Below are 19,139 nucleotides of genomic sequence, written 5' to 3' on the forward strand. Positions count from 1 at the left end.
CTTCAACTCCTTGACGTCTGCTTACTGATCAGGATGATCTTTAAAGTACTGCTGAAGCCCTTTCGCCACGCTGACGGCGATTTTCTGCTGGTACGCTGCCGAGGCAAGCCGTTTCACCTCTGCCGGGTTCGTGATGAAGCCTGTTTCAATGAGAACGGCCGGCATCGCCGCTCCGCGAAGGACCGCAAACGGCGCCTGAGCGACCCGCCGCATGATAATACCATTTTGTCCCCCGCTGGCGTACAGCGCTTCAGCCAGATTCGTGCTCTCCGATATTTTCGCGTTCTGCTGCATGTTTCCGAGAATCGTCATCAGCATGTCGGTTCGGGAATCCGCTGACGCTTTGCCGTTGTCCATTATATCGGCATTTTCAATTCTCGCGAGTTTCATGGCATCTTTATCGGTCGGCAGGGCCATGATGTAAATCTCCTGCCCCTGCGTCGAGTTCGTCTTGCTGGCTACCGAGTTCAGGTGAATGCTCACAAACGCCGAGGCGTTCAGCGAGTTGGCCAGAGCGGGACGCTCCGAAAGGGTCGGATACGTGTCGCCTGTGCGGGTCATTTGGACGTCGATGCCCAGCTTGTTCAGTTCGGTTTTAAGACGGGTCGCTATCTGCAGGGCGATAATCTTTTCCTTGTAGGCCCCGCGCATGGCGCCCGGGTCCTTGCCGCCGTGCCCAGGGTCGACGACCACCAGCGGCCTTGCCCGTTTGGGCTTGGGCAGATGGGACGGCCTCGGCCGTTGAATCTGCTGGGGAATCACGGGAGTTTTTCTGCCCGCCGAGCGGTTGATCGAAGCGCTCACCGACTCCACTGAATCAGAATCCTGCGCTTCTGCCTCCTTCGCCGGCCCCCCTTCGGAGACGGCCCCGCCGGTCGAAACGCCCGCAGTGGCGCCGCTTCCCGCGACCGATGGAACAGCGGCCTTTTTCCCCTTTCCGCTATTCGGAGACGTTTCGGCGGTCGACTGGGTTTTATTCGACGGTTGAGCCGAACCAATGTCCAGCACGAGACGCTTGGGGTTATCAAGCCAAAAATACCGGCCAGTTCTCCCGGCGAACCGAACTTCAAGGCTCGCCTCCTTCCCGCAGATCAGAAGAACCGTCACCCCCGGCTCGGCCAACTTGGCGGCCCGAACCGCCCGGTCCGTCGCTTGGGCGAAGGTGGCGGTCATCTGTCCGTCTGAGAGTTGGACGTCCGGCGAACTGGATCCTTCGACGTCCACAACCATTCTAATGCCCGTACCAGCCCGCCCCCATCGAATGTTGGATACCTTCGAAGAGGTCTGTTTTGACGGCCCAGCCGGCGCAGGAGCTGGCGCTGCCCCACGGACCGCGTCTTTCCGGCCGTCGGTCGGCCCTGTCGGAGTATGGGGTGTTTGATCTGCTGCCGGAGGCGGCACACTTTGGTCGGGAACGTTTTTCGTCTTTCCCCATGACAGAGCGAACGGAAGCTTATTCTTTCGGAGAAGATTTTTCAGAACTCTCAGCCCGCTGTCGGCGTCCACCCAGCAGTGTTCTTCGTCAATCACGGAGGTTCGCGGCATGGCAACGATATCGAAGTCAGTCCACGCCATGGCGGCGCCATTCACGACTCTCAGCTGATGATCACCTAAAACGGCGGAAAACTCGCCGTTTTGGATCGTTCCGTGGGCGCTAAGCAGCCCCGCCGCGACGTCAAGCGCCATCATCAGAGAAGGGCCGTCATCTCTCACTGGAACGGTACCGCAGGTTTGACCGTCCTGAATCAACTCTCTGACCGCCGCATGAACCGGCAGAGTTCCCCAAACGAGCAGGACGGTCAACAGAGCCAACCAGGCGAAAAAACCCCGGCGCCGAAGTGCGCCTAAGTTACCGAAGCGCCGCATATTCCCGTGCAACCACGTCGGCCGCCCGTTCCACGTCAGAGTCGTTAATTCCCATGTGAGTCACCAGACGAATACGCTTCGGACCGGCCGTTGTTCCGAGAACTCCAGCGGCCTGCAGTCGAGCCAAGAACTGGTCTCCTGTGACCGAGTTCTCCGGCAGGGGGAAATAGATCATATTGGTGCTGCACTCCCTCTCTTCCACCGGAAGGCCGGCGCCGCGAAGCATCTTGCCGAGAAACGCGGCCATGCGGTGGTCTTCCGCTAGGCGGTCGATGTTGTGCCGAAGGGCGTATAGCCCGGCAGCGGCCATGAAGCCGACCTCTCTCATCTCGCCTCCGACCCGTTTTCGGTTGAACTGGGCGTGGGCGATGAAATCGGCCGAGCCGCAGAGCATGGACCCCATCGGCGCGCCCAACCCTTTGGACAGACAGAATTGAACGGAATCCGCCTGATCCGTGTAGGCCTTCACGTCGATTTTCCAGTAGACCGACGCGTTAAAAAGCCTCGCTCCGTCCAAGTGAACTGCCAAATTCTTCCGCCGTCCGGCCTGGGCCGCTTCCGCCATCCGCTCCGGAGATATGGCCACGCCGCCGCAGTCGTTATGAGTGTTTTCCAAGCACAGAAGCGTCGCTTGGGCAAAGTGGACGTTTACTTCTGGGACGGCCCCTTCAATCTCGTCTGGCGACGGACAGCCCGACGAGTCGTCCAGCAGTCGGGGCAGGAGCCCCGAAACGGCGCTCAGCCCGCCGGCCTCGTAGGCGTAAATGTGGGCGTTGCGGCCCACAAGCGCCGATTCGCCTCGGCGGGTGTGAGTCATCGTCGCGACGAGGTTCCCCATGATGCCCGAAGGCATGAACAGGGCTTTCTCCTTGCCGACAAGAAACGCGGCGTATTCCTGAAGTTCGTTCACCGACGGATCGTCGTCGTACCCGGCGTCCCCCACCCGAGCCTCAAAAATCGCCCGGCGCATCGGCTCATCAGGACAGGTGACCGTATCGCTACGCAGGTCAATTACTCGATCGCTCATAGTTTCCCCCTCACTTTCTCGAAAAGACGACTCCCAGCTCTGACCAGTCGATGATTCCCGGCGGGACGGCGACCCCCAGCCTGTACCCCGGACGGTTGGCCCCGTGGAAATCGGACCCGGCTGTCGTTTTAAGGCCCAGTTCTTCCGCCAAACCGATCAGCTGCTCTGCCGCCTGTCGGTCATGATGTCCGGAAAAACATTCCATCCCCCACAGTCCTAGGTTCTTGAGGTCTTCGACGATCGGCCGAAGTTCCTCAAACGGCGCCGTCTGAAGCGGGTGAGCCAGCACGGTTTTGCCGCCCGACCGATCGATCAGACGAATGCAGTCTGCCGGCGGGAACCCGCGCTTGACTACGAACGCCGGCGCGCCGCGGCCCAAATATCGAGCAAACGCCTCTTTCAGGTCGCGAACAAATCCCCGGCGAACCAGCGCCTTCGCGAAATGAGGCCGGCCGATGACCCCCGGGCCGGCTTCTTTTTTCACTTCGTCCATTGTGACATTCAGTCCAAGATCGTTCAGCTTGCTCAGCATTCTCTCGTTGCGCTCGTCGCGGCAGCGCCGAAGCTCAGCCAGCTCTTCGTTCAGCAGTGGATTGTCCACGTCAAAGCCATAGCCCAAAATATGGAGCGTGCCGGGCCACGCGGCGGACATTTCAATGCCGGACAGGCATGCCATGCCCAAACGAGCGGCTTCTTTCATGAACGAGCGGACGCCTTCTGCGGTGTCATGGTCCGTCAGAGCCATGACACGAATCCCCGACGCGCAGCCAAGTCGCGCCAGTCGAATCGGCGACTCAGTCCCGTCAGAACAGTTGCTGTGACAGTGAAGATCAATTCTCATCGCTCAGGCCCCCATCCTTCAAAAGCCAACCGGCTGCCTGAAAGAGTCAGGATCTCTACGCCCTCGTCGCTTACGACCGCCACGCTGGCCGGATCCCGCCCTTTTGGCAGAGCCGCTGAACCGGGATTAAGGAAGATCGTCCCGCGCTCGCGAATAATGGACGCCACGTGAGTATGTCCGGTAATCGCCAAGTTGGCTCGAAGGGCAAGCGACCTCGCGCGGAAATCGGTGAAGTCGTCGCCGTGCGCCGCTGTGATGACTCGGCCATGCCACCTCATCTGCAAAAACGGCTGAACCGGCCAGCCGATCAGGCGCGACAAAACCGAGCTGTCCGTGTTGCCCCGAACAACTCGAAGGAGTATAGGCGAGCTCCGCAGAGCGGCCGCCAAAGGGTCGTCCGCCGACGAGAGGACGTCGCCGGCGTGAATGAGCTGCTCAACTGCCCCGAAGACGTCCAGCGCCCTGCGCCACGCGCTAAGGTCCCCATGAGTATCAGAGATGACTCCCAAGCACATGAACATCACTTCCTTATGAGGCTGGCGTCGCTTGTATCGCTTTGTAAACTATAACACAGAAAGCTCCCTTCGCCTGACGGCAAAGAGGACGGTTTTTCGGCAAAAGCCCCGGCCGAAGCGTCATTCAGGGGACAAGCGCAGCATATAAAAGAAGGGGAAAGGCTCAGCCTCTCCCCTCGTTTCTCTTCGTCCTTACTGATCCAGCTTAAACGCGCCGCCCAGCGCGTCGCCGAAGGTGAATCCGCCTTCGTCGCTGGCATAGCCAGCCGCGGCGTGGTTCTGCTCCTCGCGGCGCTTATGCTGCTGCGGCCTGTTTTCCTTTCTCTCGGCCGAGCCGCGCGGCTCGCCGGCCTCGGGCTTTCCGGCCTCAGGGGCCTCAAGGGCACGCAGGCTCAAGCGAATGCGGCGCTCCGTCGGGTTGACTTCCAGAATGCGGGCCGTGACTTCCTGCCCCTCAGTCAGGACGTCCTTGGGCTTGTCAACTCTCTTGGAGCTCAGCTGGGAAATGTGAATGAGTCCTTCGACTCCCTCTTCCAGCTCGACAAACGCGCCGAAATCGGCCAGACGGACAACTTTCACCTGAACGTCCTGCCCTTTGGCATAGCGGTTCTCGATGCCGTTCCACGGATCGTTGAGCTGCTTGTAGCCCAAGCTCATCCGACGGCGGTCGGCTTCGACGTCCAACACGACAACTTCGATCTCCTGTCCCTTGCGGATCACGTCGCGCGGGTGCTTGATGCGAGCCCAGCTCAGGTCGCCGATGTGGACGAGCCCTTCGATGCCGGGCTCCACTTCGACAAAAGCGCCGAAGTCGGTCACGTTGGTAACCACGCCGGTGGTCGTCTGCCCCTTCGTCCAGCGCTCCGTCACCGTATCCCACGGGTCGCCCTGAACTTGGCGCATGCTCAGGGAGATCTTGTTGTTCTCCCGGTCAATGCCGATGACCTTGACCTTGACCTCGTCGCCCTTCTTCAGGAGGTCTTTAATCTTGGCGCTTCTCTGCCAAGAGATCTCGCTCAGGTGGACAAGGCCGTCGATCGGCCCCACGTTGACGAACGCGCCGAACGAGGTGAGGCTGCTGACCGTGCCGTCAACGACGTCGCCAACTTTGACGTTCTGATAGAACTCTTCGCGGCGCGCGTTCAGGTCCTTGTCGAGCAGGACGCGGCGGGACAGCACAAGGCGGCGTTTCCGCTTGTCCTTCTCCAGCAGGCAGACTTCGAACTCCTCTTCCTCAAAGCGGCCCGGGTTCACGCCCCGGCCTTCGGCGGCCAAGTGGGAAATCGGGATAAACCCTTCAAGGGAGCAGCAGTCAACGATCAGACCGCCCTTGACCTTGCGCAGGCCCTTGACCTTGAGCGGCTCGCCGGACTCGAGCTTCTTCTCCAGCTCGTTCCAGCGGCGGTCAAACTCACAGCGCCAGCGACTCACGATCAGCTGAGCTTCTTCGCCGTCGCGCTTGCTGGTCACCTGAACTTGGATCGTATCGCCGACTTTGGGTTCGGGTACGTCATTGACCAGCACGTGATGAGTCCATTCGCGCTGAGGTAAAAATCCTTCGCACTTGTATCCGACGTCCACAAGCCAGCCGTCGCCAGCCGGCGCCTGTCCGACGATGACGCCCTCAATAACCTTGCCCCGGGCAATCTCTTCGGCAACCGCGTCGTACTCAGCAAGCAGCGCGCCCATGTCCATCGATTCATCGCCGGACTCGGCTCCTGCGTCATGAGCCGGCGCCTCTGCGGGCGCATCAGCCCCGCACCCTGCAGACGAGCAGCAGCACGGGCAGGCGTGAACTTCTCCGGCAGTCTCATTCAGTTCTTGATTCTTCAGCTTTTCACTCACTTCTAACATCCCCCTTGACGTCCACGGCTTGGCGGGCCGCTTGTATGAATTCCTCGATCAGCCAGTCGGGTGTGCTCGCACCGGCTGCTATGCCCACATGGGTCTTTCCGGTAAACCATTTGCCGTCCAGCTCGCCCGCTTCTTCAATCCACAGGACGTCGGCGCCGCAGCTTTTGGCAATGTGAAACAGTTTGGCCGTGTTGGCGCTGTCCCGGCCGCCGATGACGACGATGCCGTCGGTCCGCTTGACCAGTTCGGCGACGGCGCGCTGCCGCTCGAAGGTGGCCCGGCAAATGGTGTTGTGCGCCTTGACGTCCGGGGATATCCGAACGGCTGCTGACACAATGGAAGCGAACAGATCTTCCGGAAGCGTCGTTTGTGACACGAAACCAATTCGCTCTATTTTAGCAAGGTCCTGCAGGTCTGTCGAGTTAGATACGACTTTCGCCCCGTTTTGAAGCCCCCCGACGATGGAGATCACTTCCGGATGACTGGCGTCGCCTGCGACGACGACCGAATAGCCTTCGTCCTCCAGCGCCTTGGCCCGAGCCTGAGCGACCCGAACGAACGGACAGGTCCCGTCGATGATTCGAACGTTTCTCTGCTTCAGGGCATTTCTCAGATCAGGCGCTATGCCATGAGCCCGAATAAACACCGTCGAGCCGGACGGAACGTCTTGCGGCGACGCCACGACGCGCAGGCCTTTCTGCGCCAGTCGGGCGATCTCCTGCGGATTGTGAATCGGGCTGCCGACGCAGTACAGCTCGCCGTCAGAGGACAGGGCCTTTTCCATCTGAGCGATGGCCCGTTTGACGCCGAAGCAAAGTCCCGTCGGCTCGGCTTTGGAAAAACGAACCGTCATGGTCAGCCCTCCAAATGCCGGCGCGCCGCTTCCAGCATACGTTCGACTGTCGTCTGAGCGCTGAGTCTACCCCGATCAAACCAAACAGCCGGTTCAAACTTGCGGAACCACGTCATCTGCCGTTTGGCAAACTGCCGAGTTGCCGTGACGTCCCCGTCCAGCGCCTCTTGGTACGTCATACGGCCTTGGTGATACGCTGCCAGTTCGCGATAGCCGAATCCTTTCATGGACGGCAGGTCGGCCGAAAATCCGTGGCTCAGAAGCCACTCGACCTCGTCGGCGTACCCGGCGTCAAACTGTTCCTTTACCCGTTGGGCGATGATTTCCCTCAGCTCTTCCCTGTCCCGGTTTAATCCCAAATACAGCACGTCCAGCGGACCGCCGGTCTTTTTAGCCTGAGCGAAGAGCTCCGAAGGAGGCGTTCCCGTCACGCTGTAAATCTCCAAAGCCCGAAGGATCCGGAATCGGTCGTTCGGGTGAAGCCGCTTGGCCGTCAGCGGGTCAACCTCGCCGAGCCGGCCGTGCAGCTCGACGTCAGTCATGCCGTTCAGCTGCGAGCGTACGCCCTCGTCCGGCGGAACGTTGACCGAAATCAGCCCGCCCATCAGCGCTTGATAGTAAAACGGCGTGCCGCCCACAAACAGGGGAACCCGGCCCCGAGCGGCAATCCGCCGGGCGGCGTCGAGGGCGTCGCGAGCAAAGTCCGACGCGGTGTAAACCTGGTCCGGGTCCGCCTCGTCGATCAGGTGATGAAGGATAAGCCGCCGCTGAGCGGGAGAAATTTTGTCCGTTCCGATGTCCATGTACCGATAAACCTGCCGGGAGTCGACGGAAATAATCTCGGCGTTCAGCCGATCAGCCAACTCAAGGCTCAGCGCCGTTTTTCCAACAGCCGTCGGCCCGATGACCGCCAGAACTTTCAGTCGGCCGGCGGCAGCTCCATCACAGGCCATTTCTGCCAAAGTGATCGTCCAGCGCTTGAGCCGTCAGTCGAAGGACCGTCGGACGGCCGTGAGGGCACGCCGTTGGCTGCTGGCACGATTCTAAGTCCGAGAGAAGCTGGCAGGCCTCCTGCGGCGTCAGACGGGTTGTCAGCTTCACCGACGCCTTGCAGGCCTTCATGGCCCACCGGTCGATCAACGGACGGCCCGCGTCTTGGCCGTCCTCAACCGCCGCTAGCGCACCGCGCAGAAGCTCCATTGCCCCAGCGCTCACCCCGGCATGGCACGGAACTTGGGCGAGCTGGAACTGTTTGTCAAAGCCAAAGCCCAGAGACTCTAAGTCTTTTTTGTTTTCCTCGGCCTGGCGTCTGACGTCCGGCGTCAGCGGAAGATGAACAGCCAGCCGCTCGGCTGGCCCGCTTTTAACGCCCTGAGAGAAGCGCTCAAAGTTCACCCGCTCGTGAGCGGCGTGGGGGTCGACGACTAAAAGGCTCTGCTCGTCCTGGAAGACCAGATACCCTTGGCTCATCTGGCCAAAGTACAGGACCTGCGGCTTTTCATCGGGGAACAGCTCAGCCGGCTCGTTTTTCCAACCAGCCTCGGTTCCCCTTTCGGCCTCGGTTCCCATCGCCTCAGCCGCAATCGAGGCGGCCGGATCAGAAAGGGAAACGACGCCGCGGAGCTGTACGGAACTTTTCTGCGCCGACGGCGAAGCCACCCGAAACGGCGGGTCAATCGGCCGGAAGAAATCTTTCGGACCTTCCGAGGGACGCCACGCCGTCTCCTTTGGGGCTGCAGGCCCCGACAGAGGAAGCTGAGTAAAGCCCCTACCAAACTCTTCGGCGGTCTTTCTGACTAACTCGAACACTTCGCTGCCCTTGCGGAACAGGACCTCCGTTTTGGCAGGATGAACGTTCACGTCCACCTCGTCGGCCGGAATCGTCAGCTTGAGAAACCAATTCCCGCGGGAAGCCCACGGGTGGCTTAAAATCGCCGCCCGAACAGCGCCGTCGGAAACTCGCCGGCCGTTGACGAAAAGAATCAGCTGGAACCGGCTCCCCGGACCGGTGTCCTGCCGCCACAGTTCGGCCACGGAGCCGTTCACCTCGCCTTGGGCCTTTTCGATCTGCGGTTCTTTGCCCCACATCTGAAGCAGCGCGCCTTCAACCGTCCCGTCGGCCCGGCTGGAAAACGACGTCTGCCCGTCGTTGACCAGCTCAAACGACACGTAGGGCCAGCAGAGGGCGTAGTCCTGCAGGAGCCGGGAAATACGCCGGTACTCCGCGAGGGCGCTTTTGAGGAATTTTCGTCGCGCCGGCAGGTTGTAAAACAGGTCTTTGACGGTCACGGTCGTGCCGGCAGGAAGCGCCATCGGGTGAACGGCCGGACGGCCGTCCGAGTAGGTCAGCCCGGCTCCAGTTTGACTGGACCGTTCCCGGCTGTACAGCTCAAGTCGGGAGACCGCGGCGATGGAGGCTAACGCCTCGCCTCGATACCCCAGCGAGCTGATCGCTTCCAGATCGGACTCGGTAGAAATTTTGCTGGTGGCGTGTTTTTCGACGGCCAGCAGCAGATCGTCCGGCGAGATGCCGCTCCCGTCGTCACAGACGGAGATGAGCGTCTTTCCGCCCTGAACGAGCTCCACCCGAATTGTTTTTGCCCCGGCGTCAAGGCTGTTTTCAATCAGCTCCTTGACCACCGACATGGGACGTTCCACCACCTCGCCGGCGGCGATTTTGCGTGCCAGTTCGTCGGGCAGCCGTTGAATTCTCATGGGGTCATCCTCAGCTTTCTGGCCTCGTCGGTCAATCGGTACAGACAATCCAAGGCCTCTTTCGGCGTCATATCGTCCGGGCGCAGGGCGCTTAATCGATCGATCAGCCGATCCCCTTCAAGGTCGAACAGTTCCATCTGAATCGACGGCTTCATGGCCTCGGAGCGGCCTTTCGGCGCGTCTCCCTCGAGCTTTTCCAAAAGCTCGGACGCCCGGCGGACGACGACCCGGGGCAGCCCGGCCAACCGGGCCACTTCTACCCCGTACGACCGATCCGCCGGCCCTTCCTGAACGTGATGGAGGAAGCGAACCTCTCCGTCCGCCTCGCTGACGGCCATGCTCAAGTTGAACAGCCCGTCGAGCGTCTCTTCCAGCCGGGTCAGCTCGTGATAGTGGGTCGCGAACAGCACCCACGGGCGGAAGCCCCCTTGGCCGTGAAGGTACTCAAGGGCCGCCCAAGCGATGCTCATGCCGTCGTAAGTGGAAGTCCCGCGGCCCACCTCATCCAAGATGACAAGGCTGTCCGACGTGGCGTTGTTCAAAATGGCCGCGGTCTCGATCATCTCCACCATGAACGTACTGTTGCCTCGAGAGAGTTCGTCCCGCGCGCCGATTCGGGTGAACAGCCGATCGACCAGCGGCAAGCTCGCCTTTTCGGCTGGGACAAACGCCCCCATCTGAGCCATGATCTGAATGATCGCCGCCGCCCGAAGGTACGTTGACTTGCCGGCCATGTTCGGGCCCGTGACAAGACCGACGCGCCGGGTTCTGTCCATCGTCAGGTCGTTGGGGACGTACGGCACGCCTCGCAGGGACGCTTCGACGACCGGATGGCGCCCTGCCCGTATCTCCAGCCGATCCGGCGAGAAAACCGGACGGCAGTACTGGCCAACCGACGCCACATCGGCAAATGACGCCAGCACGTCCAGCCGGGCCAAGGCCTGCCCGGTCTGCTGCAGAGCGGCCGTGGCGTCCATGACAGCCTGACACAGCTCGTCAAAAATCCTGTTTTCGATGTCTTTGATGTGGCTTTCCGCAGAGAGCCGCCGGTCCTCGTACTCCTTCAGCTCCGGGGTGATGAACCGCTCCCCGTTGACGAGCGTCTGGCGGCGCTCAAACCGATCGGGCAGTTTGGCCTCGGCGGCGGCCCCTTTGGACAGCTCCAAATAAAAGCCAAAGACCCTGTTGTATCCCACCTTGAGCTTGGAGACGCCGGTCGCCGCCCGCTCTTTTTCCAAATAGGCGTCAAGCCACTCCTGCCCGCCATCGTTCAGACTGCGCCACGAGTCCAGCTCTTCGTCCACGCCGGAAGCTACCAAGGGCGTCGCGCCGATGGTCCGAGGAACCGACTGAACCAACGACGACGCCAAACGGGAAGCGAGTTCGCCCGTGAGGGCCGGGTCAGGCAGGCCGACCAAATCCCTGACCGGCGCGGCGCTTTCAAAAACGGCCGGGTAAACCGACAGGGTATCGCGAATCGCCGCTAAGTCCCGCGGGCCGCCGGTACCCAAATGGAGGCGGGCGACGCTCCGCTCCAGATCGCGGCAGCAGGCCAACCCTTCTTCCAAGTCCCGGCGGTTTTGCGCGGCCAACAGGGCTTCGACGGCGTCAAGCCGACGATTCACCGCCCTTTCGTCCCGCAGAGGACGGACGATCCAATCCTGAAGAAGACGCCGGCCGGCGGTTGTCCGACAGCGGTTTAAGAACGCGAAAAGCGATGCGCCGCCGTTCAAAAGCTCCAAGTTCATCTGGGCGCTCTGGTCAAGGTGAAGGTACGACTCGGACGTCAGACAGACGATCCCCTGCAGGTGGCTGATTTTTGAGAAGCTCGTCTCTTCCATGTACGACACGGCAGCAGCCGCGGCTCCGATCCGCGGGTCGTTTTCCGGCAAGCCGAACGGAGCGAGGTCCCTGAGGCCCCACCGTGCCGCCAAGCGCGATTGGCCGGACGTCGGGCTGAACTCGCTTTTTGGCAGCTCAAGTACGGACCACGATCCGCCTCGAAGGGCCGGCGGACAGGACGATGCGGGCACGAGGAGTTCCCGGGGCGCTTCGCCGGTGATCAGGCCTAAGATCTCGTCGGGGCCGGCAAGAGCCACCCGAACGTGCGGGCTGCTGGGAGCCAAAAACGCGGCGGCCCACGTCTCCTTGCCGGGAAGAACCGCGGCCAAAGAGGCGTTCAGCGACGCGTCCTCCGGAAGCCACGTACCGGGCGTCACCACCCGAATGACTTCCCGGTCGACGAGCGTCCGGCCGTCCGGCTCGCTCATCTGCTCGCAGATTGCAACTCGATAGCCCTTCTCGATGAGCCGGGCCAGATAACCGTCGACGGCATGATAAGGGACGCCCGCCATGGGGAGCTTTTTGTCCCCGTCGCGGGCCGTCAGCGTCAGATCGAGCTCTCGCGAGACCGTTCTGGCGTCGTCAAAAAACGTCTCATAAAAGTCCCCCATGCGGAAAAGCAGCAGGCAGTCGGGGTATTTGTTCTTCCACTCCAAGTACTGCCGCATCATCGGGGTCATCTTCACGTCTGAACCGCTCAACGGAAACCCTCAGCTCCTCCCGCATCGATGAAATTCTGAAGGATCAGCGACGCGGCGATCTGATCCACTTTGCCTTTCCGCTTCCGTCGGGACAGGTCGCCTTCGATCATCGCCGACTGGGCGACCCGGGACGTGTACCGCTCATCCCAGAAGCGAATCTGCACCTGCGGATACCGTTTGGCAATCCGGCCGGCGGTCTCCCGGACCTTCGCCGCCATTTCGCCTTCGGTGCCGTCCTCTTTTCTGGGCAGCCCAAGCAGAAGCCGGTCCGTGCCGTACTGGGCCATCAGCTCTCCCAATTTCCCCATCCAGCCGCTGGCCGCATCCCAACACTCGATCCCTTGGGCAAAAGTGCCCAAGGGATCGGTGACCGCCACGCCGATTCGGACCGTGCCGAGATCGAGGGCGATAATTCTCTTCACTTTTTCGTTCCGCCGCGGGACGAGCTGACAATGCCCTCGGCGTCCGCCAGAGCTTGGTCAATCTTCGCGCAGTCCCGGCCTCCGGCCTGAGCCATGTCAGGCCGCCCGCCGCCGCCCCCGCCGACCAGTCCGGCCAGTGCCTTGACGATCTTTCCCGCGTGATAACCGGCCTTGAGGGCCTCTGCGCCGACCATGCAGAGGATCTGCACTTTGCCCTCTTCCGTCTGCCCCATGAAGACCACCACCGAGCGCGGCTCCTTGTCCTTCACCCGGTCGCCGGCCTCGCGCATCATGTCCATTGGGACGCCGTCGATACGAGCCGAGCAGAGGCAGCAGCCATCAAGCTCCGTCCGCGCGATGCCGCCGTCGAGTCGGCCGGCCAAATCGGACTTCACCTTGTCGGCCAACTGGCGAGCCAACTCCTTATTCTCCTGCTCCAAAGCGGCGACCTGTTCCACGACGCCTTCCGGCCGGACGTTGAACTTCTGAGCCAGAGTCCGCAGCGCTGACGACGCCTTGTCAAACATGTCGTACGAGTTCATGCCGGTGACAGCGGTCAGACGTCGGACGCCGCTGCCGATGCTTTCCTCGGAAACAATTTTTACGAGGCCAATTTCCCCGGTCGCCCGAACGTGAGTGCCGCCGCAAAGCTCGCAGGAGAAGTCTCCCGCTGAGACAACCCGGACCACGTCGCCGTATTTTTCCTCAAACAGGGCCTTAGCGCCCTTCGCCTTGGCGTCGGCTAGGTTCATCTGCTCGGTGTCAACCGGCATGTTGGCCAGCACCTTTCGGTTGGCCAGCGTCTCGACCTGCCGAATCTGCTCGGGCGTCATCGCTTCGAAGTGGGTGTAGTCAAACCGCAAAAATTCCGGCGAGACCAGCGAACCGTTCTGTCTCACGTGCCCGCCCAGCACGTCGATCAGCGCCTGATGAAGCAGGTGCGTGGCCGTGTGGTTTCGGGTGATCGCCGCCCGGCGCTCTTTGTCCACCGACGCGGTCACAAACTGATCGGTCTCCAACGCGCCCGAGTTGACGGTGATGTCCAGCACGGACAGGTCGCCGGCCCGGTAAAAACAGCCTGTCACAGCGGCCTCTGTCCGGACAGCCGTCAAGGTCCCGGTGTCGCCCACCTGACCGCCCCGCTCGGCGTAAAACGGCGTCGGGGTGACCACCGCCTGCCCGGATTGGCCGGTTTCAAGCCGGTCAACCAAGGCGCCGTCGCACACCAGTCCGACGATCTGGGACGACGACGACAGAGCGTCGTACCCGACGAACGGCACGGTTCCCAAACGGTTCTGAAGGGCGGTGAACGCGTCGCCGGTGATGACTACGCCGACCTGTTTGCTGGCCTTGCGGGCCCGGTCTTTCTGCTGAGTCATCTGAGCCTTGAACTCGCTCTCGTCCACCGTCAGGTTCTTTTCCGAGCAGATTTCAGTCGTCAGTTCCAGCGGGAAACCGTAGGTGTCGTAGAGCTGGAAGGCCACGTCGCCGGCCAGTGTTTTGCTTCCGGCCTTCACCGCCCGGTCGATCTCGTCGTTCAGCAGGGCACAGCCCTGAGAGAGCGTGCGGCCGAACCGATTTTCTTCCACGTCGATAATCTGGCGAATCGTCAGCTGACTTTCGGCCAGTTCGGCGTATGGGTCGGACATTTCGCTCACGACGACCGGGAGCAGGTCGTTCAGGAACGGCCGGTCGATGCCGATCAGCCGTCCGTACCGAACGGCACGGCGAAGCAGCCGGCGCAGGACGTACCCCGGCCCTTCGTTGGACGGGAGAATACCGTCGGCCAGCATGAAGCACACCGACCGAATATGGTCGCTGATGACCTTCAGGGCCAGATCCCCGGCCGCCGACGAGCCGTACGCGACGCCGGACAGGTCTGTGACCTTTCTAATGAGCGGCAGGAACAGGTCGGTCTCAAAATCGTTCGTGACGCCTTGGACGAGAGACGTGAGCCGCTCAAGCCCCATGCCGGTGTCGATGTTCTTCCGCGGCAGCGGGAGCATGCTCCCGTCCTCCTGCCGATCAAACTGGGTGAACACGTGGTTCCAAATTTCCAGATACCGGTCACAGTCGCAGCCCGGGTGGCAGTTCGGACCGCAGGAGAACTTCTCCCCCTGATCGTAAAGGATTTCCGAGTCAGGTCCGCAGGGACCCTGAGGGCCCATGAACCAGAAGTTCTCCTCTTCGCCGCAGCGGAGAATGTGATCGTCCGCCAAGCCGATTTCGTCATGCCAGACTTTATAGGCCTCCTCGTCGTCCTTGTAGATCGTGGCGTACATTCTCGATCCGTCAAGGCCGATCACTTGGGTCAAGAACTCCCATCCCCAAGTCAGAGACTCGTGCTTAAAGTAGCCGCCCCAGCTGAAGTTCCCCAACATCTCGAAGAACGTGTGATGGCGGGCCGTGTGCCCAACGTTTTCGATGTCGTTAGTCCGCACGCACTTCTGCGACGTGACGGCGCTCTTGACCGGCGGCTCTTCCAAGCCGAGGTAATACTTCTTAAACGGGACCATTCCGGCTATCGTGAAAAGCAGGCTCGGGTCGTCGGGGACCAGCGAGAAGCTCGGAAAGTGATGTGCGCCCTTGCTGACCCAAAAATCGATGAACTTTCGCCTGATGTCTTTTCCGCTCAAGTATTGCAAGATCGTTGCCTCCTCGTGTTCAGCAGTTCCCGCCGGGCCTCGTCCAGCGACTGTCTGAGCGTTTTCTCTTCCACGCCGGCCAACCGGCCGTCCCTCCATACCCATCGCCCGGAGACCATCGTCCCCCGAACGTCAGCGGACGAGCCAGCGTACACCAGCCATGCCGCTAAATTTTCTTCGTCCGCGCCGGAGTAGTTGAGCCCGGTCAGGTCGACCATCACAGCGTCAGCCTGCCACCCTTCGCGCAGCAGCCCGACGCCCTCGAATCCCAGAGCCTTCGCCCCGCCGATTGTGGCAGCTCTCAACGCCATCTGCGCCCCGAACGTCTCCGGCGTCCCGCGCCCCTTCTGCAGGAGAGCGCACAGCCTCATTTCCTCCCACGGGTCGATCCGGTTGTTGCTCGCCGGCCCGTCAGTTCCAAGCCCGACGGTCAGTCCCGACGCGATCATCTCGCGAACCGGCGCTACCCCGTCGCCGAGCTTCAAATTGCTGCTCGGACAGTGGCAAACCGCGGCGTCCGGCCACCGCGACAGCTCGTCGATTTCGTCCTGCGTCAGCCACACGCCGTGGGCCAAGACGAGCTCTCTGGCCCGGTCGAAGCCGACCATCCTGAGCCACCCGAGCGGGCCGCCGTACTTGGCAAGTCGCTCCCGCTCCGACCGCGTTTCCAAAAAATGGATGTGAATCGGCAGGCCGTCCGCCTGAGCGCTCTGGGCCAGCTGAGCCGCCAGCTCGACGCTCACCGAATACGGGGCATGAGGGCCGTAGAAAACTTTCAACATGCCATCTGAGGCCGCGCGGGCCGTTAAGGTTTTCACCTCGTCTAAGCCCCGCTGAAGCGAGTCGCGGCCCAAAAACGTCACGGCGAGGGCCGCTCGGACGCCAAGCTGCCGGGCCGCGTCCGCCACCTTGTCCATGCGAAAGTACATGTCAAGGAAAGCCGTCTGCCCAGCCTTTGCGGCCTCAGCAATGCCGCAAAGCGCGCCGAGTTCAATCAACTCGGGCGTAAGACGGGCTTCCGCCGGCCAAATGGCCTCCTTGAGCCACCGATCCAGCGGAAGGTCCTCGCCCAGCCCCCGGACCAGCGTCATGGCGAGATGACTGTGGGCGTTGACGAACCCGGGCATGAGGGCCATTAGCCCTCGGCCGCAGATTATCTCGTCCTCTTCGGCAAGTCGGAAATCGACGCTGCCGGGAGACGTTATTTTTTCGACGACCCCGCCGGAAACGAGCAGGTCGGACCGGCACGCCCGGCCTTTCAGCGGGTCGACGAGGTAGAAGTCCCGAAAAAGGGTTTTCACGCCCCCGCCTCGGAGGCACCGCTCTGAAGGGTCCGCCGGGCGCGGCGGGCCGCCTCTGTCAGGGACTCAACCGGGTCGGGAAGGTAGTCCCTGTTTTTGACGATCCAGCGGCCGACGACCAGCAGGTCTGTGACGTCGGCGCTGGAACCGCTGTAGACGATAAATCCTGCCAGATTATCTTCGTCGGCGCCGACGTACTGGGGCCCCGAAAGGTCCACCAGAGTCAGGTCCGCCTGCCAGCCTTCCTCGATCAGCCCGACCCCTTCAAACCCGAAGGCCCGATATCCCGCCAGCGTGGCGCAGTTCAGCGCCGCATGAGCCGGCACGGCGGTCGGGTCTTTCGACGTCCCCTTGTGAATGAGCGCCATCAGTCTCATCTCAGACCAAAGGTCCAGCCGGTTGTTGCTCGCCGCGCCGTCAGTTCCGAGGGCTACCGGAAGTCCGGCGTCCAGCATAGCCGGCAGGGCGGCGACGCCGCTCCCCAACTTGAGGTTGCTTGCCGGGCAGTGGACGACCGTCACGTTGCCGCGACCGGCCAGTTCTTTCATTTCACCTTCGGTCAGCCAGACGCCGTGGGCCAGCACAAGGTGGTCCAACTCGAGCAAACCGGTCTTTTCCAAGTACTCCACCGGTTCCATGCCAAACGTCTTTTTTATGTAGCCCCGCTCCCACTCGGCTTCCAGAAAATGGGTCTGGACGGTCAGTCCGTTCTCTCGGCCAAACCGGGCAATTCGCTCCATGCCGGCCAACGAAACAGTATACGGGGCGTGGGGGTCCAGATTCAGCCGGGTCAGCGGGCCTCGATACGGCGTCAGGTCCTTTTGAAGGCTGGCGGCCAAAAGTTTGTCGTCCCGGCTGACGACGCCAACCGACAGCGCGCCGCGCAGCCCGACACGCCGCACGACTTCGGCGACTACCTCCATGTGGTAGTACATGTCGGCAAAACAGCCGGCGCCGCTCAGCGCCATTTCAGCCGCCGCCAGTTCGGTACCGGCCCGAACCGTTTGGGGCGTCAGGCGGGCCTCGACGGGCCATATTTTGCGTTCCAGCCATTCCATCAGCGGCTCGTCCTCGCCCAGCCCGCGGAACAGGGACATCGCCGCGTGGCAGTGGGCGTTGGCGAACGCCGGAATGACCGCCGTCCCGTCGTGCCGATCGTCCACACAGTCGTCCGGCTGAGGCTTCAGCGATCCTGCCGGAGCAATCGTCCCGATAACGCCAGCCTCGGTGATTCTCAGGTCAACCCTGCGGGCAGGCCGGAGCCGACCGTCCAGAGCGTAGACGTTTTTGAGCAGGAGGGCCATCAGTCCTCACGCCAGTCGTTCATGTACGCCGTCTGTTCCTCGGTCATCGAGTCAATCAAAACGCCCATAGACGCCAGTTTGGTCTCAACGACGCCCCTGTCGATCTGCTGGGGCACAGCCATCAGTCCGGCGGGGCACTCCCGGCCGTGCTGCCAAGCGTACAGAGCCGACTCCAGCTGAAGGGCAAAGCTCAAGTCCATGATCTCGATGGGGTGGCCGTCGCCGCAGGCCAAGTTGACGAGCCGCCCTTCTCCCAGCAGGTTCAGCCGGCGGCCGTCAGGCAGGACGTAGGTATCCACGCCAGGCTTGGCGCAGACCACTTCTTTCGCCAGCTTCGCCAAGGCCTTCTTGTCAATTTCCACGTCAAAGTGGCCGGCGTTGCCCAACAGCACGTTGTCCTTCATGACGGCCATGTGCTCGCCCCGAATGACGTGAATGTTGCCGGTAAACGTCAGGAAGATATCGCCCAAGGGGGCTGCCGGTTCCATAGACATGACCTGATGGCCGTCCATCATGGCCTCGAACGCCCGGTGAGGCGCCACTTCCGTCACGATAACACGGGCTCCCAGTGCGGAAGCTCTCAGGGCAGCGCCTCGGCCGCACCAGCCGTACCCGACGATCACGACAGTCTTCCCCGCGACCAGCATGTTGGTCGTGCGCATGACCCCGTCCCACACCGACTGACCGGTGCCGTACCGATTGTCGAACAGGTACTTGCTGTCGGCGTCGTTAACCGAGATCACCGGGAACTTGAGAAGGTTCTGGGCCTGCATGGCCTTGAGCCGCTTGACGCCCGACGTGGTCTCTTCCGAGGCGCCTCTGACCTTGCCGATCAGGTTCGGCATCCGGTCGACCAGCGTGGCCACCAAATCAGCCCCGTCGTCGACGATGACGTCAGGCTCGCAGGACAGGACGTCTTCCAGATACGCCGCGTACTCCTGAGGCGTCATGCCGTGATGGCTGAAAACCTCAACGCCCTGCTCGACAAGGGACGCGCAGACGTCGTCCTGAGTGGACAGCGGGTTGCTCCCAGCAGACCGAACCGACGCGCCCAGCCGCTTGAGAGCCAGCAGAAGGCAGGCCGTCTTCGCTTCGAGATGAAGACAGGCGGCTAACGTCGCGCCGGCCAGAGGGGCCTGAGGCTCGTACCGCTCCACGAGAGAGCGAAGAACCGGCATGGCGCGCCATGCCCACTGGATTTTCTGACTGCCCTGAGGAGCTAATTCAACGTTTGCGATTTTATAGCGCATGGA

The 19,139-nt window shown here is 61.9% G+C and carries 14 protein-coding genes; all 14 read right to left on the reverse strand.

What is annotated here, in order from left to right; translation table 11 throughout:
• Positions 1-21: 21 nt before the first annotated feature.
• The 14 genes from JONANDRAFT_RS06945 to JONANDRAFT_RS07010 all read right to left on the reverse strand — a co-directional run bounded on the left by JONANDRAFT_RS06945 (position 22) and on the right by JONANDRAFT_RS07010 (position 19,136).
• Positions 22-1,866, reverse strand: coding sequence for an N-acetylmuramoyl-L-alanine amidase (locus tag JONANDRAFT_RS06945; protein WP_008523321.1), 1,845 nt, complete (start codon positions 1,864-1,866; stop codon positions 22-24).
• A complete protein-coding gene (locus tag JONANDRAFT_RS06950; RefSeq protein WP_008519468.1) occupies positions 1,850-2,893 on the reverse strand; it encodes a GntG family PLP-dependent aldolase in 1,044 nt (347 codons plus the stop codon). The genes JONANDRAFT_RS06945 and JONANDRAFT_RS06950 overlap by 17 nt, the downstream gene beginning before the upstream one ends.
• 10 nt (positions 2,894-2,903) lie before the next feature.
• The gene (locus JONANDRAFT_RS06955) at positions 2,904-3,734 is read right to left on the reverse strand and encodes a PHP domain-containing protein (protein ID WP_008523323.1); all 831 of its coding nucleotides are present in this window, start codon (positions 3,732-3,734) and stop codon (positions 2,904-2,906) included.
• Complete coding sequence (locus tag JONANDRAFT_RS06960; protein WP_008523325.1) at positions 3,731-4,249, reverse strand: YfcE family phosphodiesterase; 519 nt, start codon at positions 4,247-4,249, stop codon at positions 3,731-3,733. Before JONANDRAFT_RS06960 ends, JONANDRAFT_RS06955 begins: the two co-directional genes overlap by 4 nt.
• Positions 4,250-4,441: 192 nt before the next feature.
• Positions 4,442-5,944, reverse strand: a complete 1,503-nt coding sequence (locus JONANDRAFT_RS06965; RefSeq protein ID WP_008519474.1) for a S1 RNA-binding domain-containing protein — start codon at positions 5,942-5,944, stop codon at positions 4,442-4,444.
• A 142-nt stretch (positions 5,945-6,086) separates the two neighbouring features.
• A complete protein-coding gene (gene ispH / locus JONANDRAFT_RS06970) occupies positions 6,087-6,956 on the reverse strand; it encodes a 4-hydroxy-3-methylbut-2-enyl diphosphate reductase (protein WP_008519477.1) in 870 nt (289 codons plus the stop codon).
• Between the two features lie 2 nt (positions 6,957-6,958).
• Positions 6,959-7,909: a tRNA (adenosine(37)-N6)-dimethylallyltransferase MiaA gene (miaA, locus tag JONANDRAFT_RS06975; RefSeq protein WP_008523328.1), complete on the reverse strand. Its 951-nt coding sequence runs from the start codon at positions 7,907-7,909 to the stop codon at positions 6,959-6,961.
• Entirely contained in the window at positions 7,899-9,671 is a 1,773-nt protein-coding gene (gene mutL, locus JONANDRAFT_RS06980; protein ID WP_008523330.1) for a DNA mismatch repair endonuclease MutL, read from the reverse strand. Before mutL ends, miaA begins: the two co-directional genes overlap by 11 nt.
• The gene (gene mutS / locus JONANDRAFT_RS06985; protein WP_035787151.1) at positions 9,668-12,193 is read right to left on the reverse strand and encodes a DNA mismatch repair protein MutS; all 2,526 of its coding nucleotides are present in this window, start codon (positions 12,191-12,193) and stop codon (positions 9,668-9,670) included. The genes mutL and mutS overlap by 4 nt, the downstream gene beginning before the upstream one ends.
• Positions 12,194-12,210: 17 nt before the next feature.
• Positions 12,211-12,636 carry a Holliday junction resolvase RuvX gene (gene ruvX / locus JONANDRAFT_RS06990; protein ID WP_008523335.1) on the reverse strand — a complete coding sequence of 142 codons (426 nt, stop codon included), beginning with the start codon at positions 12,634-12,636 and terminating at the stop codon, positions 12,211-12,213.
• Positions 12,633-15,281: an alanine--tRNA ligase gene (alaS, locus tag JONANDRAFT_RS06995; protein ID WP_008523336.1), complete on the reverse strand. Its 2,649-nt coding sequence runs from the start codon at positions 15,279-15,281 to the stop codon at positions 12,633-12,635. The genes ruvX and alaS overlap by 4 nt, the downstream gene beginning before the upstream one ends.
• Positions 15,269-16,582, reverse strand: coding sequence for an amidohydrolase family protein (locus tag JONANDRAFT_RS07000; protein WP_008519489.1), 1,314 nt, complete (start codon positions 16,580-16,582; stop codon positions 15,269-15,271). Before JONANDRAFT_RS07000 ends, alaS begins: the two co-directional genes overlap by 13 nt.
• Entirely contained in the window at positions 16,579-17,886 is a 1,308-nt protein-coding gene (locus JONANDRAFT_RS07005; protein ID WP_008519492.1) for an amidohydrolase, read from the reverse strand. Before JONANDRAFT_RS07005 ends, JONANDRAFT_RS07000 begins: the two co-directional genes overlap by 4 nt.
• The gene (locus JONANDRAFT_RS07010) at positions 17,886-19,136 is read right to left on the reverse strand and encodes an adenosylhomocysteinase (protein WP_008523339.1); all 1,251 of its coding nucleotides are present in this window, start codon (positions 19,134-19,136) and stop codon (positions 17,886-17,888) included. Before JONANDRAFT_RS07010 ends, JONANDRAFT_RS07005 begins: the two co-directional genes overlap by 1 nt.
• Positions 19,137-19,139: the final 3 nt, after the last annotated feature.

The organism is Jonquetella anthropi DSM 22815 (assembly GCF_000237805.1).
Lineage (GTDB): Bacteria > Synergistota > Synergistia > Synergistales > Dethiosulfovibrionaceae > Jonquetella > Jonquetella anthropi.

Excerpts from the sequence above, each read along its gene's own strand:
- JONANDRAFT_RS06955 (WP_008523323.1), bottom strand. The coding sequence starts at position 3,734 with ATGAGAATTGATCTTCACTGTCACAGCAACTGTTCTGACGGGACTGAG.
- mutL (WP_008523330.1), bottom strand. The coding sequence starts at position 9,671 with ATGAGAATTCAACGGCTGCCCGACGAACTGGCACGCAAAATCGCCGCC.
- JONANDRAFT_RS06960 (WP_008523325.1), bottom strand. The coding sequence starts at position 4,249 with ATGTGCTTGGGAGTCATCTCTGATACTCATGGGGACCTTAGCGCGTGG.
- mutS (WP_035787151.1), bottom strand. The coding sequence starts at position 12,193 with ATGACCCCGATGATGCGGCAGTACTTGGAGTGGAAGAACAAATACCCC.
- miaA (WP_008523328.1), bottom strand. The coding sequence starts at position 7,909 with ATGGCCTGTGATGGAGCTGCCGCCGGCCGACTGAAAGTTCTGGCGGTC.
- ispH (WP_008519477.1), bottom strand. The coding sequence starts at position 6,956 with ATGACGGTTCGTTTTTCCAAAGCCGAGCCGACGGGACTTTGCTTCGGC.
- JONANDRAFT_RS06945 (WP_008523321.1), bottom strand. The coding sequence starts at position 1,866 with ATGCGGCGCTTCGGTAACTTAGGCGCACTTCGGCGCCGGGGTTTTTTC.
- JONANDRAFT_RS06965 (WP_008519474.1), bottom strand. The coding sequence starts at position 5,944 with ATGGACATGGGCGCGCTGCTTGCTGAGTACGACGCGGTTGCCGAAGAG.
- JONANDRAFT_RS07010 (WP_008523339.1), bottom strand. The coding sequence starts at position 19,136 with ATGCGCTATAAAATCGCAAACGTTGAATTAGCTCCTCAGGGCAGTCAG.
- JONANDRAFT_RS07005 (WP_008519492.1), bottom strand. The coding sequence starts at position 17,886 with ATGGCCCTCCTGCTCAAAAACGTCTACGCTCTGGACGGTCGGCTCCGG.
- JONANDRAFT_RS06950 (WP_008519468.1), bottom strand. The coding sequence starts at position 2,893 with ATGAGCGATCGAGTAATTGACCTGCGTAGCGATACGGTCACCTGTCCT.